The organism is Amycolatopsis balhimycina FH 1894, assembly GCF_000384295.1.
Classification (GTDB): domain Bacteria; phylum Actinomycetota; class Actinomycetes; order Mycobacteriales; family Pseudonocardiaceae; genus Amycolatopsis; species Amycolatopsis balhimycina.
On the sequence record NZ_KB913037.1, the window covers coordinates 10,335,570 to 10,350,320 of the forward strand.

The 14,751-nt window shown below is 73.5% G+C and carries 8 protein-coding genes; 1 reads left to right on the forward strand and 7 read right to left on the reverse strand.

What is annotated here, in order from left to right; genetic code table 11:
- Nucleotides 1–4: 4 nt before the first annotated feature.
- The 6 genes from A3CE_RS0147535 to A3CE_RS0147560 all read right to left on the reverse strand — a co-directional run bounded on the left by A3CE_RS0147535 (nt 5) and on the right by A3CE_RS0147560 (nt 9,958).
- The gene (locus tag A3CE_RS0147535) at nt 5–1,408 is read right to left on the reverse strand and encodes a transposase (protein WP_157376770.1); all 1,404 of its coding nucleotides are present in this window, start codon (nt 1,406–1,408) and stop codon (nt 5–7) included.
- Nucleotides 1,409–1,597: 189 nt separating this feature from the next.
- Nucleotides 1,598–3,031, reverse strand: coding sequence for a COG1470 family protein (locus tag A3CE_RS0147540; protein WP_020647189.1), 1,434 nt, complete (start codon nt 3,029–3,031; stop codon nt 1,598–1,600).
- 3 nt (nt 3,032–3,034) lie between these two features.
- Nucleotides 3,035–5,404, reverse strand: coding sequence for a PKD domain-containing protein (locus A3CE_RS0147545; protein ID WP_026469564.1), 2,370 nt, complete (start codon nt 5,402–5,404; stop codon nt 3,035–3,037).
- Nucleotides 5,405–5,411: 7 nt separating this feature from the next.
- Nucleotides 5,412–7,793, reverse strand: coding sequence for a transglutaminaseTgpA domain-containing protein (locus tag A3CE_RS0147550; protein WP_020647190.1), 2,382 nt, complete (start codon nt 7,791–7,793; stop codon nt 5,412–5,414).
- On the reverse strand, nt 7,790–8,908 hold the full coding sequence (locus tag A3CE_RS0147555) for a DUF58 domain-containing protein (protein ID WP_020647191.1): 1,119 nt from the start codon (nt 8,906–8,908) through the stop codon (nt 7,790–7,792). The genes A3CE_RS0147550 and A3CE_RS0147555 overlap by 4 nt, the downstream gene beginning before the upstream one ends.
- Before the next feature lie 6 nt (nt 8,909–8,914).
- Nucleotides 8,915–9,958, reverse strand: coding sequence for an AAA family ATPase (locus A3CE_RS0147560; protein WP_245589739.1), 1,044 nt, complete (start codon nt 9,956–9,958; stop codon nt 8,915–8,917).
- An 84-nt stretch (nt 9,959–10,042) separates the two neighbouring features.
- Between A3CE_RS0147560 and A3CE_RS53895 the strand changes: the two genes are divergently transcribed.
- Complete coding sequence (locus tag A3CE_RS53895; protein WP_051183847.1) at nt 10,043–12,391, forward strand: Hsp70 family protein; 2,349 nt, start codon at nt 10,043–10,045, stop codon at nt 12,389–12,391.
- An 88-nt stretch (nt 12,392–12,479) separates the two neighbouring features.
- Here A3CE_RS53895 and A3CE_RS53900 read toward each other — a convergent pair whose 3' ends face one another.
- Complete coding sequence (locus tag A3CE_RS53900) at nt 12,480–14,750, reverse strand: eCIS core domain-containing protein (protein WP_020647193.1); 2,271 nt, start codon at nt 14,748–14,750, stop codon at nt 12,480–12,482.
- Nucleotide 14,751 lies beyond the last annotated feature (1 nt).

Genomic DNA, 14,751 nt, shown 5'->3' on the forward strand with positions numbered 1-14,751 from the left:
GGTTTTAACGGGTGGTGGGTTTCTTGCCTCGTCGGCTGTTCTTGCGGTGGGTGGGATATCGGGTCCGGGGTGGTCGGGTGGAGCCTGCAGGGCGTCCGGGGCCGGGGCGGGTGGGTTTCGGTGGGTTGGCCGGGGTGCCGGTCAGTCCACGAACCCGCCGAAAATCCCGTCGGACCCGCCGCGGTGACATCACCTGTGCTGGCTGGGGTTTCTCCCAGGGCAACCGCAGATCCCGGACACACCCGCGGGCCAGCCGCAGCTGGGTGTAGGCGACCAGCACCAGCCAACTCCACCGCAACGCCGTGTCCGGGTGCAGCGGCGCCGGGGTGGTCCACCCGAGGTCGTGTTTGAGGAACCGGAACGTGTGCTCCAGGTCGAACCTGCGCTGGTAGGCGGCGAACAGGGTGACCAGGTCCAGCGTGGTGGGCCCGGCGTGCCACAACCACATCGGCCCGGCCGGTTTCCCGCCGCCGGGCAGCCGTGCGATCTCGACCCGCAGCACGGTCCCGGCCACGATCGGCAGCGGCCCGTCGTGATCCTTCCAGTGGCCGTCGCGGATCAGCCGCCGGTGCCGGGCGTCCCACGCGGTCAGGGTGACCTGGCCGTAGCGGGGCGAGTCCACGGTCGCGACCCGGTCGGGCGTGGTGAGGGTGTCGGGGTTGTTCAAGGCGATCTTGTCCCCGTGCCGGCGGCGCCGCCCTCGGGCCCCCGCTGCCGGTGGTGGGGGCTCGGCGTGGAAGATCTGGTTGGACCGCAACCGGCCCAGGACATGCACCCCTGCGGCGTGGTGGTGGCTCAACGCCATCAGGTCGTATTCGGCGTCGAACACGAACCCGGGTGTCTCGGCCCGGCCCTCGGCGGCCAGACCGGTGCGGACCCGCTCGATCGCGGCCAGCGTCACTCCGGTCAGCGTGTCAGCGGGTCCCAGCCGGGCCAGGTCCACCGGCGTGGTCCAGGAGGTCGGGCCCCATTCCAGCGCGGCCATCACCGCCAACGGCCACCCCGAGGTCACCGGGGCCCCGGTCAGCGTCCGGGCGGACTTGTCGTGCACCACCAGCCGCTGCGGCGAGCACACCGCCTCCGGTCGGGCCCAGTTGGACACGTCCCCGGCGAACCACACCAGCCCATCCCGGCCCGAACCCACCGTGCCCAGCAGCAGCTTCCGCAGCCGGGGCTCGTCGATCCGGCCCCGGGTCAGCGCGGCATACACACTGCCGTGACCACGACGGAACTCCGGCTCCAGCGACAACCCCGGCAGCGACCCGACTCGCGCTGGTGCGCTGGCCAGGGCATCGGCCAGCTCGAACAGGGCATCAGCCCGACGGGTCAGACACCCATGCAGCTTCTGCCGCAACTGTGCCAGAGACCCCGTCGTGTCCTGCGCGTCCGCGTCCTGCACACTGATCACCGCAGCCCTTGGTTTGGCACTTCTTCCCTAGACAAGAAGAAGGATCAACCAAGGGCTGCCTGCATGATCAACCAGGGTAGCCCCAACCGCCCCAGAGGTTAAAACCCAAGGACTCTTTCATGACGTCGGACGCCATGAACGAGTCGTTCATGTCGTCCAGTGAGCCACCGGGTGTCCGTCGGGCGGTGCTTACTGGGCCGGGGTGTAGGACAGGGCCTTGATCGCCGTGAACTCCTTCGCCGTCGGGTCCGGGTTCGTGTGGCCGAAGGTCACCGACGCGACCGACGTGCCCGCGGGGGCTTCGAACACGACGTTGCCCGCCTGCACGGTGGCCGCGACCTGCTGGGTCGATCCGTCGTCGAGCTGGGCCGTCATCGTGTAGCTCGTCGTCGCGGGGGAGCCGGTGAAGCTCACCCGGACCCAGTGGGCCGGCGCGGTGAAGTCGACGCGGACCGGGTCGGTGTTGCACACGTCCGCGCCCGCCTGGCCCGAGCTGGTCAGGAAACTGCCGAAACTGCCCGCGGTGCGCAACGCCACCGCCGTCGCGTCCTTGCAGCCGGTGGGGGCGTTCTGCGTGTCGGCGGAGAGCTTGACGCCCTTGGCCGCGTACAGGTCGCCGGAGATGATCCGGTTGCCCGGGGGCGAGCCGTCCGGCAGGCGGCTGAAGTCCACCAGCCGCGCGCCGCTTGGGGTCGCCGTGCTCGCGGCCGACGACGGCGGCGCGGAAGACTGCGCCGGTGGCGGTGAGGAGGACGGCTGCGCGGCCGAAGAGCTCGACGCGGCCGGCGATGACGGCGCCGCGCTGCCACCCGGCGCGGACGAAGCTCCGGGGGCCGCCGGCTGGCCCATCGGCGCGACCTGCGCCGGTGTCTCCTTGCCGCTGCGGATGAGCAGCGCGCCGCCGAGCGCGGCTCCCGCGAGGACGGCGACCCCGGCCGCGACGGTGGCGACCCGCAGCAGGCCGCCCGCGATCCGTGGCCGCTGCAGGAAGGTCACCGGCCGTTCCGCTTCGACGTCGCCGGCGTGCGCGCGCAGGGTCAGCGCGCGCCGCGTCTCCTGGCCGGTCAGCGGCGGATCGGCCCGCACGACGAGTTCGGCGCCGGTCGACGTGCCCGGTTCGAGGTACACCTCGCGGGGCCGGAACTCGAAGCCGACCCGGTTCTCCTGGTCCCGCCCGGCCAGGGCGACGGCCAGCGGGGTGTTGCCCTCGTTGGCCAGGTTCAGCACGTAGAGCCCGTTCTTGCCGCCGGTGACGATCTCCGGCTGCACGCCCAGCGCCAGCCCCGGGGCCGGGCGCACGTCGAGCGGCAGCTCTTCGCATCGCGAGACCTCCCGCTGGTACGGCGACCGCACCAGGACACCCAGCGCGTACGCCCCGGCGACCATCCCGCCGTGGTCCGGCACGCTCACCCGGAGCCGGACCGTGCCGGTCTCCATCGGCCGCAGCTTCATCACGGCCGGTTCGGCCGAGAACAGGTCGTCGCGCGGCAGCCCCACGACGGTCGTGCCGAAGTGCTCCACGACGCGGCTCGCGTTCTGGATGGTCACTTCGAGCTCGGCGGACTCGCCGGGCCCCAGCGTGAGCCGGTCCGGCGTGAACGTGACCTTCAATGCACCGGCCATGGGTCAGCGCCAGTACTCGAGGATGAAGCGTTTGCGGTCCGGCCGTGTATTGCCTCGCCCGATGAAGCACTGCCTGCTGTACTGCCGGGCGACCAGCAGCCCACGGACGGCATCGTTCTGTGACACGAAAGCTTCCATCCGGGAACGGCTGTCCTGCAGCGACCACCAATGTCCGTTCTCGGCGTCGTTGACTTCCACGATGTGCAGGCTCGCACGGTCGTACGAAATGCAGTCTTCGTTCGAAACCGGCCCGGCGACGCCCCGGCCGCCCTTCCAGTAGTCCATCAGCCAGTCCGACCTGGAGTCGCTGCGGCTGTCGAAACAGCGCTGGGTGAACCCCCGCGCGACCGACAGCGCGTTCTGGGCGTCCTGCCGGGTGGACAAAATGGCCATGGAATGACTGCCGCTGTCGATCAGCTTGTAGCCGTCGGCGTCGTTCCCGGTGATGGTCAGCTGGTTCGGGTCGTGGCTCACGCAGTCCTCCGGCGACGGCGGCGGCAGGGTGCTGGTGAAGGTGGCGCTCACCGCCTTGTCGGCGTCCATGGCCACCGTGCACGGGCCCGCGCCCGAGCAGGCGCCGCCCCAGCCCGAGAAGGCGAAGTCCCGGCCCGGCTGTGCGACCAGGGTGATCGACTGTCCTTTGTCGACGGTCACGGTGCACGTCGAGGGGCAGCTGATGCCGCCCCCGGTGACGCTGCCGGTGCCGGTGACGTTCACCGTCAGCCGGGTCTTCGGGATCTCGCTCACTGTCAGGCTCACCGACGTGGTGGCCTGCTGCCCGTCGGGCATGGTGGCCTGCACGCTGACCTGGAACGTCCGGGCGGTCGCCCAGTGGTGCACGACGAGCGCGCCGTCCATCTGCGTGCTGTCCCCGAAGTCCCAGTGCGCGGTGACCGGTGCGGTGCCATGCTGGTCGGCGACCTTGGCCGTGACGTCCTCGCCGACCATCGGGCTGCTCTTGCTCAGCGTGATCTGCAGGACCGGTGGCTCCGGGGGAGTGCTGCTCGGGGGCACGCCGGGGTCGGTCGGCGGCGGCGGGACGTCGGTGCCGGACGGCAACGGGCTGTCGGTGGGCGGGACCCCGTCCGGCGGCGGCACCCGGCCGTCGGTGGGGGTGACCTGCCCGCCCGGCGGGACCTGCGTGCCGCTCGGCGGATTGTCGGTGCTGCCGGGCGAGGTGGGCGGTGGCTGCTGGCCGGTCGGCTGCTGCGGTGCGGGTGCCTGGCCGCTGTCGGAATGCACGCCCTTCGCGGGGTTCTTCGGGTCGTACTTCGCGATGTCCCGCATGGTGCCGTCCAGGTGGATGACGCCGGCGCGTTCGGTCGCGGGGTCGTTGAAGAAGACGATGCCGTCGCGGGTGAGCAGCTGGAACGTCGTCGGCGGGGTGAGCACCTGGGTCTTGGCGATCACCGCGGGCCGGGTGAGGTCGACGATGTAGACCTGGCCGGTGGTGTAGTCCGGGACGAACAGGCGGTTGCCCGCCTCGACCGCGGCACCGAGCCGCCGGGTGGCGGCGTCGAGCGGGACCGTCGTGTCGCACGTGGCGGCGCCGAGGTCGCAGATGTCGAGGACGCCGCGGGAGGCGACGACGTACAGGCGGTCGCCGTGCGGTGAGCCGCTGATCTGCAGGGCGTCGTCGGGACGCAGGTCGAGCGGGATCGAGCCGGTGGTTTCCCCGCTGAGGGCGTCGACCGTGGTCGCGGTGCGCTCGGCCGGGTTGACCACGACGGGGTTGCCGTTCGCGACGGTGAGCAGGTTGTGGCCCGGCCGGGTGAACTGCCGGTGGGTGACGCGCTGGCCGTCGGCGATCCGGGTGAGGTCGCCGGTGGCGTCGTCGAGCGTCCAGAGCCGGTCGGCGTCGTCGAGTGCCGCCGTGCCGGCGCCGAGCTTGGCGGCCAGCGGCAGCGGCTCCCCGCGGGGCAGGAGCGTGCGCGGGTCGCTGCTGGCGAGCAGCCCGCGCTGACTGTCCAATGTGTACAGAGTGGTGCGGCCGGCGAACGCGGTCAGCCCGCCGCGGGCCGCGTCGATCGGCGCGACCGGCGGGGTGGCGTCGTAGGTGGCGCCGTCGACGCGGCGCAGGGTGCCCGCGGTGCGGTCGACCGCGTAGGCGGTGGAACCCTGCTGGACGACGTCCACCGCGTGCCCCGGCGTCGCGATCTGGACCTGGGCGGCGACCTCGGCCGACGAGCCGTCGAGCAGCGTCAGCTGGCCGACGTTCGCCGATGCCAGCCACGCCGAGCCGGACAGCAGGCGCACGTCCTGCTCCGGGTAGCCCGCTCCGGCGACGGCGATCCCGCCCACCGCCACCGCCGCGGCGAGACCGAGCAGCCCGGCCCGCGTCCAGCGCCGTCGCAGGAAACCGAGACCAGCCATCACCGCGTCATCCCCTCGTCAGCTTTTCCAGCGCCCGCCGGCGTCGGCGGGCGTCGCGCCGCCGGTCGAACAGCGGGCGCGGGTCGAACCACGCCCGCAGGGCCACGAACGGCCCGCGCGTGCCACGCAGCTCGCGGCGCAGCCGGGCGTCCAGGCCCCAGGCCTCGGCGACCGTCGTGTCGTCCGGTTCCGCCGGGCTGTACACCGCGGCGGTGACCAGCGGCGCCAGCAGCGCGACGGCACCGGCGCGTTCGCCGAGCACCTCGCCCGCCTGGTGCGCGACCTCACCGGCGGTCGACGACGCCGAGACGCGGATGCCGTTCTCGGTCAGCCGGTCGGTGGTTTCCTGCCACGCGCCGGTGATCCGCGCGGCCCGGCTGCCGGACCGGCGCGCCCGGCGCCGCCGGACCTTCTCGACGGCCACCGCGATCGGCGTCAGCAGCATCAGCGCGCCGAGTGCGATCAGGACGATCAACGCCCAGTCGAGCACGCTCAGCCGGTCGCCGGCGAGCTTCGGCAGGTCGGGGTCTACGCCGACCTGCGACGCCTTGCCGTGGTCGTCGGGCCGGTCGTTCGCGGTGTTCCCGGCCGGCGGCGTGTCCGGCTGCTTCGGCGCGACGCCGCCGTGCCGCAGCGGGTCCGTGGGGTCGAACGCCACCCAGCCGTAGCCGGCCAGGTGGACCTCCGGCCAGGCGTGGGCGTCGGCCGAGGTGACCGTGTAGGTGCCGTCCTTGAGGCGCGCCGGGTTCAGCAGGTAGCCGACCGCCACCCGGGTGGGGAACCCCTGCGAGCGGGCCAGCACGGCGAACGCGGCGGCGAACTGCTCCGCGTAGCCGACCTGGTCGGCGGGGTTGGCGCCGAAGAGCCGCCGCAGCGCGTCGTAGGAGTGACCGGGCCGCGCGTCGAGGCTGTAGGGCAGCCGGCGCAGGCGCTCCTGCAGGGCCATCAGCTTGGCCCACGGTTCGTCGACGGCGCCGGCCAGCGCCGCGGCCTGCTCCTGCAGTTCCGGCGGGAGCCCGGGCGGCAGCGCCGAGTCGTGGCCGTCGTCGGCGGCGGGCACCGCGTGCTCCAGCCCGTCCTTGCGGCCCACCTGGGCGACGAGGTCGTAGCCGAGCCCGGACAACGTCGGCGCGTCCGTGGCCAGCACGCCGGACTCCGCGCTGTAGCCCACGCGCGGTGCGGTCGTCCGGACCGGCTCGCCGGCCTCCGGCAGGTAGGGGCCGGACAGCCCGCTGATCCGCACGCTGAGCGACACCTGCCGCGGCGCGGTCAGGTGGTCGCCCGCCGGAAGGCTCTTCCCGGCCAGGAGGAACCGGTCGTGCGCGGCCCAGAGCGCGCCGTCGTAGTCGTCCAGCGCGGCCGTGCGGACGCGGTCCACCCCGGCCGGGTCCCCGGTGAAGCGCACCGTGAACAGGTCGTGGGCGGGGGCGCGCAGCTGGCTCTTGAGCGTGGCCAGCGGAGAGATCGTGTCCCCGATGTCGAGCCGCACCGGCAGCACCGTCCGCGGGTCGAACCGGTGCTGCCCGGTGGCGAGCGGGAGGTAGTGCATGCCGGCGAGCCCGGCGGCGGCCGCGACGAGCACGACCGGCACACCGAAGGCGAAACGGCCCCACGTGGCCCGGGTATCGGCGATGCGCGTGGCCGGATCGGCCGCGCCGGCCCTGGCCAGGACCAGGGTGAGCACCGAAACCAGGAACGCGCCGACGGGAAGGAATCCGCCGAGCGGGTGGCCGGCGGTGAACAGCAGCGCGGCGGCGAAGGTCAGCAGCGGCGGGACGGCCGGGGCCAGCAGGGATCTCGTGCGCACGGCGAGCGTCGCCGAGACGGTGGCGGCGATCCAGGTCAGCAGGGCCGGGGTGAACACCAGCTCGGGCGTGGCGTCCGCGGGGAGCGTGACGCTCAGCATCCGCGCCCAGCCCGACGTCAGCCCGGTGCCGAGGCCGCGCAGGGTTTCCCAGGTGGGCACGCCGTGCCGCAGGGTGGTGTGCCCGGCCGCGAACACCGCGACCGGCAGGAAAGCGAGCACGCAGGCCGACAGCGTCGGTAGCGTCCGCAGGCGCCGGGCCCCGGCGACGCCGGCGACGAGCACGCCGCCGCCCGCCGCGACGAGCAGGGCGATCAGGAAGTCCAGGCCGCCGAAGAAGGACAGGTAGGGCAGGGCGGTGGTGGCCACGGCGACGGCGGCGAGGATCAGCTGCGGGTAGGCCGCCGCGCGCAGCACGCGTTCCACGGCGGACGACCGGGGTCCGGCCGGGCGGCGGTGGCCGTCGTCCGCGAGCGCGGTCTTGGCGGCTTCCACGGTCTGGGTGATCCGCCCGCCGTCGGCGGGTTCGCCCCGCGGGTCGGTCTCCTCGCGGATGCGGACGGGAGTGGTCCGGCTGGTCGTCATGACGTCCGCGTGAGCTTGTTCCAGGCCTGCACGAACTCCTCGACGCTGTGCGCCATCAGCGTCACGATCCCCGGCAGCCCGGTGGACCAGGCCTCGGGCCGCTCGGAGAACTGGATCAGGCTGGCCATCAGGAAGTGCCGCCGGACGACGGGCAGCACGCTGAGCGTGCGCGGGTCGGGCTCGCCGGTCACCACGCCGAGCGAGACGCTGTCGTCGAGCGTCACCATGGCCGGGAGCGCGGCCAGGCCGGGGTCGCCGGGGGAGCGTTCGGCGGCGGCCAGCAGGTCCATCGCCGCGAGCACGCCGTCGCCGCGCGCGTCGCTGGCGACCACGCCGCCCGCCGTGGTGCGCAATTCCAGGGGGAACCCGCCGCGCATCGCCGCCACGGCCAGTGACGCGGCCGCGCTGACCGCGTACTCGAACGTGTTGTCCGTGTAGCCCGCCGAGCTCGTGTCGAGCACGACCAGCAGCCGCGGCTGGTTCGGCACGACGTTGTGGCGCACCATGAGCGCGCCGGTCCGCGCGGTGGACTTCCAGTGGATCAGCCGGTAGTCGTCGCCCGGCACGTACTCGCGCAGGCTGTGGAACGCCACCCCGCCCTGCGGCGCGTAGCTCGACGTCGGGCCGTCCATGTCGCGCGTCTGCCCGCTGGGCACCGGTTCCACCCGGTGCAGTTTCGGGTGGACGTACAGCGTCGAGTAGGTGGAGTAGGTCTTGCCGACCTGCATCAGCCGCAGCGGATCGGTGTGCCCGATGGTCAACGGGCCGACCTGGTAGATGCCGCGTTTCCCGGTCGGCAGCGGGTAGTTCGCGGTGTGCTCCTGCCCGGGCCGCAGGCTCGGCACCGGTACCTGCAGCCGCCGGCCCGCGACCGTCTCGCCGGCCAGGATCAGCGTGAGGACGCCGAACGCCTCCTCGCCCGGGGAAACCCGCTGCGGGCGGACGTCGCGGACCGCGGCCAGGTCCGGGCGCAGCAGCATCCACGCCGCCGCGAGCAGCAGCGCGGCCAAGCAGGCGAAGCCGACGGCGACCAGTTCCGGGTAGTCGGCGAGCCAGCCGAGCCCGAGCAGCGCCACCGCGGTGGCGGCGAGCAGGAGTCCCGATCCGGTGGGCATCGCGCGTCACACACCGGCCGGGGACTGCGGAACCGGCACGGCCGCGAGGATGCGGTCCACGATGCCGTCGGCGGTGAACTCCTGCACCGCCGCCTCCGGCGTCAGCATCAACCGGTGGCACAGCACCGCCTTCGCCATCTGCTTGACGTCGTCGGCGGTGACGAACGGGCGGCCGTCGACGGCGGCGCGCGCCTGCGAGGCGGCCGCGAGCGCATTGCTCGCGCGCGGGCTCGCGCCGAGCTTGAGCTGCGGGATGGTGCGGGTGGCGTTGGTGATGGTGACGATGAAGGCCTGCAACGCCGGTGCGACGTACACCCCGCGCACGACGTCGATCATCTGCTGCATCTCTTCGACGGTCGTGACCGGCCGCAGCTGTTCGGGCAGCCGGCGGGCGACGGCGTCGGCGACGATCCGCACCTCGTGCTCCGGGCTGGGGTAGCCGATCCGCAGCAGCATCATGAACCGGTCGAGCTGCGCTTCCGGCAGCGAGTAGGTGCCCTGCTGGTCGACCGGGTTCTGGGTGGCGATCACGAAGTTGGGGCGCGGCAGGGCGTAGGCGACGCGGTCGACGGTCACCTGGCGCTCGGCCATCGCCTCCAGCAGCGCGGACTGGGTCTTGGGGGAGGCGCGGTTGATCTCGTCGCCGAGGACGATGTTGGCGAACACCGGGCCTTCGCGGAACTGGAATTCCCGCTTCTCGGAGTCGTAGATCTGCACCCCGGTGACATCGGAGGGCAGCAGGTCCGGAGTGAACTGAATACGGTGCATCGTGCCGCTGATGGAATGGGCCACGGCCTTCGCCAGTGAAGTTTTGGCGACACCGGGAACATCTTCGACAAGAATATGCCCCTCGGCGAGCAGCCCGACCACGACGTTCCATACCACGTTCGTCTTTCCGTGGATGAAATGCTCGATGTTGCGGACAAGATCATTGCAGCGCCGCTGAACCCAGCCGACCCGTTCCCCGAGGTCAGTGCTGTACGTCATTCGCTCCCCCAGGTTGCGGGTGTTCCGGAGCAGAAGGCTACTCGTTTTCCGCCGGACGTCCATGCCCGTTCGGGCTAAGTTCTCCGCGCCGAATACCGATTTGACGTCGGCCGGGTGATCGCGAGGTGTCCCCAGTACGGTTGGCCGGTGAGCTATCCCCTCGGTATCGACGTCGGGACCACGTATACGGCGGCGGCGCTGTGGCACGACGGGCGGGCGCAGACCGTGCCGCTCGGCGACCGGGCCAACGCGGTGCCGTCGGTACTGTTCCTCCGCGAGGACGGCGCGGTGCTGGTGGGCGAGGCGGCGGCCCGGCGGGGCGTGCTCGAGCCGGACCGGATGGCGCGGGAGTTCAAGCGCCGCATGGGCGACGACGTCCCGGTGCTGGTCGGCGGCCGCCGGTTCCCGGTGCACGAACTGACCGGGCGGGTCCTGCGGACGGTCGTCGAACGCGTTTCGGAGCAGCGCGGCGGACCACCGGGACACGTGGTGCTGACCCATCCGGCCGAATGGGGTGACTACCGGAAGCGGCGGCTCGCCGAGGCGTCGCGCGCGGCCGGGCTGACCGACGTCGGGCTGCTGCCGGAGCCGGTGGCCGCGGCGACCTGGTACGCGGCCCAGGAACGCGTCGAACCCGGTGCGCTGATTGCGATCTATGACTTCGGCGGCGGCACGTTCGACGCGAGCGTCGTCCGCAAGACCGCCGACAGCGTCCAGATCCACGGCGAACCGGGCGGTGACGACCGGATCGGCGGGATCGACTTCGACCACGCGCTGTTCCAGCGGGTCTGCGCGAACGCCGGCGTGGACCCGGCGCGGTTCGACCCGGGCGACGCCGCGGCCGCCGCGGCGCTGGCGCAGCTGTTCGCTTCGGTGGTGGAGGCCAAGGAAGCCCTGTCGGCGGACATCGAGGTGCGGGTTCCGGTGGTGCTGCCGGGAATCACGCGCCAGGTGCTGATCACGCGGGCCGAGTTCGAGGACCTGATCCGGACCCGGCTGGAAGGCACGGTCGGAGTGTTCGGCCAGGTGGTGCGCCGTGCGGGCGTCGCGCCGTCCGACCTGCACGCGGTGCTGCTGGTCGGCGGGTCGAGCCGGATCCCGTTGGTGCGCACGCTGTTGGCGGCCGAACTGGGCATCAGGGTGGCGGTCGACGCGCACCCGAAGTACACCGTCAGCCTCGGTGCCGCGATCGCCGCGGCGCCGCGGGTCGCCGGCCCGCCCGTGCCGGTGCCCGGGCCGCCGCGGCCACCTCTGCCGCTTCGACCGCCGGTGCCGGGCCGTCCGGAGGTGAGCGCGCCGGTCGACCTGGTCCGCACCGGGCTGACCGGCGCCCCCGACGTGCCGGTGCCGGTGCCGGTGGTGCTGGTCCCGCCGGGCACCGCCGCCCCGCGGGAAGTGCTGCGCACCCGGGGTAGCACCGGCGTTCCGGCGAAGGGGCACGGCAGGCTGGTCGCCGTCCTGGTGACCGTCCTGGTGCTGGGGGTCGTCGCGGCCGTGGCGTTCTTCGTCACGCGGCCGCCGGGCGACGCCGCGCCGAAGTCCCAGGCTCGCCCGGTGCCGGCGGGCCCGAGTGTCGCGGCGTCGGGAACCCTGGAGCTGACCGGCGAACTGGTCGTCCCACCGGACGGCGAGGACGTCATGCGCGCGGTTACGCGGCTGCCGTCCGGGACGCTGGTGGCGGTGGGGCTGTCCGACGGCCAGAAGCCGCGGGCGTGGCTGCGCCGTCCCGGCGCCGCGGTGGCCGCGGTGCCGCCGCCGGGAGACGGGCAGGCGGCGCTGGCCGACGTCGTGGCGTCCGGCTCGGGCGTGGTCGCGGTGGGCTGGACGGGCAGCGGCCGTGACCGCCGTCCGGCGGTGTGGCTGTCGGCGACCGGCGAACAGTGGCAGCTGCTGCCCGCGGGCGGTTCGTTCGTCCCCGGCGGCGGGGTCACCGAGCTGACCGCGGTCACGGCGGGCGGCGACGGGAAGCTGTACGCCGCCGGCGTCGACCGCGGCGGCGACCCGGTCGACGGCGACGTCGCGATCTTCGCTTCCGCGGACGGGAAAACGTGGGACCGGCTGCCGGCCACCGGGCTCGGCGGGCCGGGACCGCAGACGGTCACCCGGCTGATCCGCACGGCGGACGGCCGGTTCCTCGCGGCCGGGTCGGCACTGACCGGCGCCCGCCGCGGCCCGGCGCTCTGGACGTCCCCCGACGGCGTCGCGTGGACGGCCGACGCGTCGGTCCCGCCCGGCTCGCCGTCGTTGCTCGGCCTGACCCGGCAGGCGGACGGGACGGTGCTCGCCTGCGGCTCGGTCGGCGCGGCGGACCAGCCGGCGGCCGGGTGCTGGACCCGCCGGGACGGCGCGGCCTGGCGCCCCTGGACGGTCACGGGCACCCCTTCACCGCTGTACCTCTACGGCCTGGTGTCCACTCAGGACGGCGTGGTGCTCGCCGGCGCGGCCCGCACTGGATCCACTGTGGACGCCGGACTGTGGACGGCGCACCCCGGCTGACGCGCTGGCTCGCGCGTCAGGCCCAAGTCCGTGAATGGCACATTGAGGGACGTAGAGTCCCTCAATGTGCCATTCACGGACTTGGCTGTCAGGGGCGCGGCGGGACGCACGGCACCGCCGGGGCGGGCGGCGGGGCCGAACGGTTCGCGGCCGGGATCCCGACCAGCTTGCCGACGAAGCCGGTGGGGTGCGCGATCAGCTCGTCGAGCAGGGCGAGCACCGCCGGGCGGGGGTGGACGACGACCGGGGTCACGGTGATCGGCGGCCCGCCAGGGATGAGCGGTAAGCCGAGGTCCGGCACCGGGATGGTCCGGTCCGCGAGCTCGGGTGCGGTGGCGGCCTGCGTGCGGGCGTCGGCGACGTAGTGCGCGATCCAGGCGTCCACTTCGGACGCCATGACGTCGGTGAGCGTGCCCCAGTGCCAGTCCTCCTGCGGGTCGTTCAGGCCGGGCACTTCCCGTGGCACGTACCGCTCGATCGCCGCGTACGGCGGGGTGCCGAACTCCTCCACGAGCTTCTGCTGCGCCCACACGAGGTCGGGTGGTTCTTCGCCGGTGGCCACGTACTGCAGCTCCGCCCGCCGGTCGGCCGGGTACTGGGCCTGCTCGGCGGAGACGAGCTGGTGCTCCCCGGCCGTCACCGAGACGAGCTGGTGTGGCGCGGCACCGCGGTTCATCAGGTACGTCGCGACGGCTTCGGCCCGCCGCGCGCCGAGTGCGTCGTTGTACTGGTCGGTCCCCAGCGGGCAGGTGTGGCCGACGATCCGGAGCACGATCTCCGGGTGCGCGGTCAGGTGGTCCGCCGCGCGGTCGAGGGCGGTGGCCGCGCCCGCGTCGAGCGCGGCCGAGTCGAAGGCGAAGTGCACGACGCCGGGCGGGTCGCCGGCGGGCCGCACATGGTCCCGCGCGCGGATCTCGCCGAGCGCGCGGGCCCGCACCAGCTGTTCCCGTGCGGTGATCACGGCGAGTTCGGCCTGGTCACGGCTGGTCGGGCTGCAGGCGAGCCTGCTGTCACCGAACGCCTGCCACGGCACCGGGTGCGCGTCGCTGGCGACCCAGAGCCCGCGCTCGTTGTCGTGGTCGTGCAGGGTGCCGCTGATCGCGCCGGAGATGCCGAGCCCGAACAGCGGCTCGAACTGCGCGTGGATCCGGTCGTCGAGGTACGCCAGCACGGCGCGCAGGATGAGGTCGAACTCCCCGTGCGCCAGGAAGGCCGGCGCGTTCATCTGCCGCGCGAGGTCGTCGGTGAGGGCCTGGGTGACCCGCTCGCGGACGTGGGCGACGAAGGCCGGGAGCACCCGCGGCGTGAAGTCGTCCTGGTACCAGGCGACGATTTCGGCGCGGGGCGTACGGACGTGCCCGGCGGAGAAGGAGTCGGTGAGGAAGTGCTGGCCGAAGGCCTCGGTCAGCTGGGCGGTCTGCCAGCCCGGTTCGCTGCCGTCGACTCCGGCTTGCATCGCGGCCGCCAGCGCGGCTTCGTGGTGCCCGCGCCAGGTGTCGAGCGCGGTGCCGCCGCCGGCGAAGTGCGCGATGTTGTGCATGGCGAGGTCGATGTACCGGCTGTTGCCCGCCTGGTCACCGGCCGGCGTGGGCAGCCCGGCCGGGACGGGACCGCGCACGCCGTCGTGCTCGAGCCGGTGCCGCAGCCGCGCCTTGCCGTCGGGTGTGGCGACGGCGGCCTGCAGTTCCCCGACGGAGCCGTACTCGTCCCCGGCCAGCGCGACGACTTCACCCCACGTCAGGGTCACCCCGCCGCCGAGGTCGATGTCGGCGTACGTCGCGTCGCCGAGCTGTTCGTGCTCGAAGCCGGAGAAGCGGTGCACACCCGCTTGCTGTCCACTGTGGACGTCCGCACCCTGCCCGGCGGTCAGCAGGCCGGCGACCCGTTCGGCCTCGTGTTCGGCGGGGTGGTCCGGAGTGCTGACCGACAGCGAGCCGGACGTCGGAGCCGCCGGTTGCTGCAGGGTGTGGGTGACCTCGTGGGCCAGCAGCCGGTACCCGGCGGCGGAGCCGGGGTCGTAGTGCCCGCGCCCGAAGTAGATGTCGGTCCCGACGGTGAAGGCGTGGGCATTGACCTGCTGGGCCAGCCCCGCGGCGGCCGGCCCGGTGTGCACCCGGACACTGGCCAGCGAGGCCCCGAGCCCGGCTTCGAGGGTGTCCCGCTGCCCGGCCGGGATCGGCTGTCCACCGGTGGGGAGGTTTCCGGCGAACCCGGGAGGAGCGTCTCCGGCGGCGGACCGGTACAGCCGGCCGAGCGCGCCGTTCCCGGGCCCGAAGGCGATCCCGACCGGCTGTGGTTCCGCAGCCGGCGCCGGGACGGCACCGGTCCGAGCCCGCTGACGCGGTCGCTGTCGGCCCATG

Coding starts and splice junctions, on each gene's coding strand:
- A3CE_RS0147540 (WP_020647189.1), bottom strand. CDS start 3,031: ATGGCCGGTGCATTGAAGGTCACGTTCACGCCGGACCGGCTCACGCTG.
- A3CE_RS0147545 (WP_026469564.1), bottom strand. CDS start 5,404: ATGGCTGGTCTCGGTTTCCTGCGACGGCGCTGGACGCGGGCCGGGCTG.
- A3CE_RS0147550 (WP_020647190.1), bottom strand. CDS start 7,793: ATGACGACCAGCCGGACCACTCCCGTCCGCATCCGCGAGGAGACCGAC.
- A3CE_RS0147555 (WP_020647191.1), bottom strand. CDS start 8,908: ATGCCCACCGGATCGGGACTCCTGCTCGCCGCCACCGCGGTGGCGCTG.
- A3CE_RS0147560 (WP_245589739.1), bottom strand. CDS start 9,958: ATGGACGTCCGGCGGAAAACGAGTAGCCTTCTGCTCCGGAACACCCGC.
- A3CE_RS53900 (WP_020647193.1), bottom strand. CDS start 14,750: ATGGGCCGACAGCGACCGCGTCAGCGGGCTCGGACCGGTGCCGTCCCG.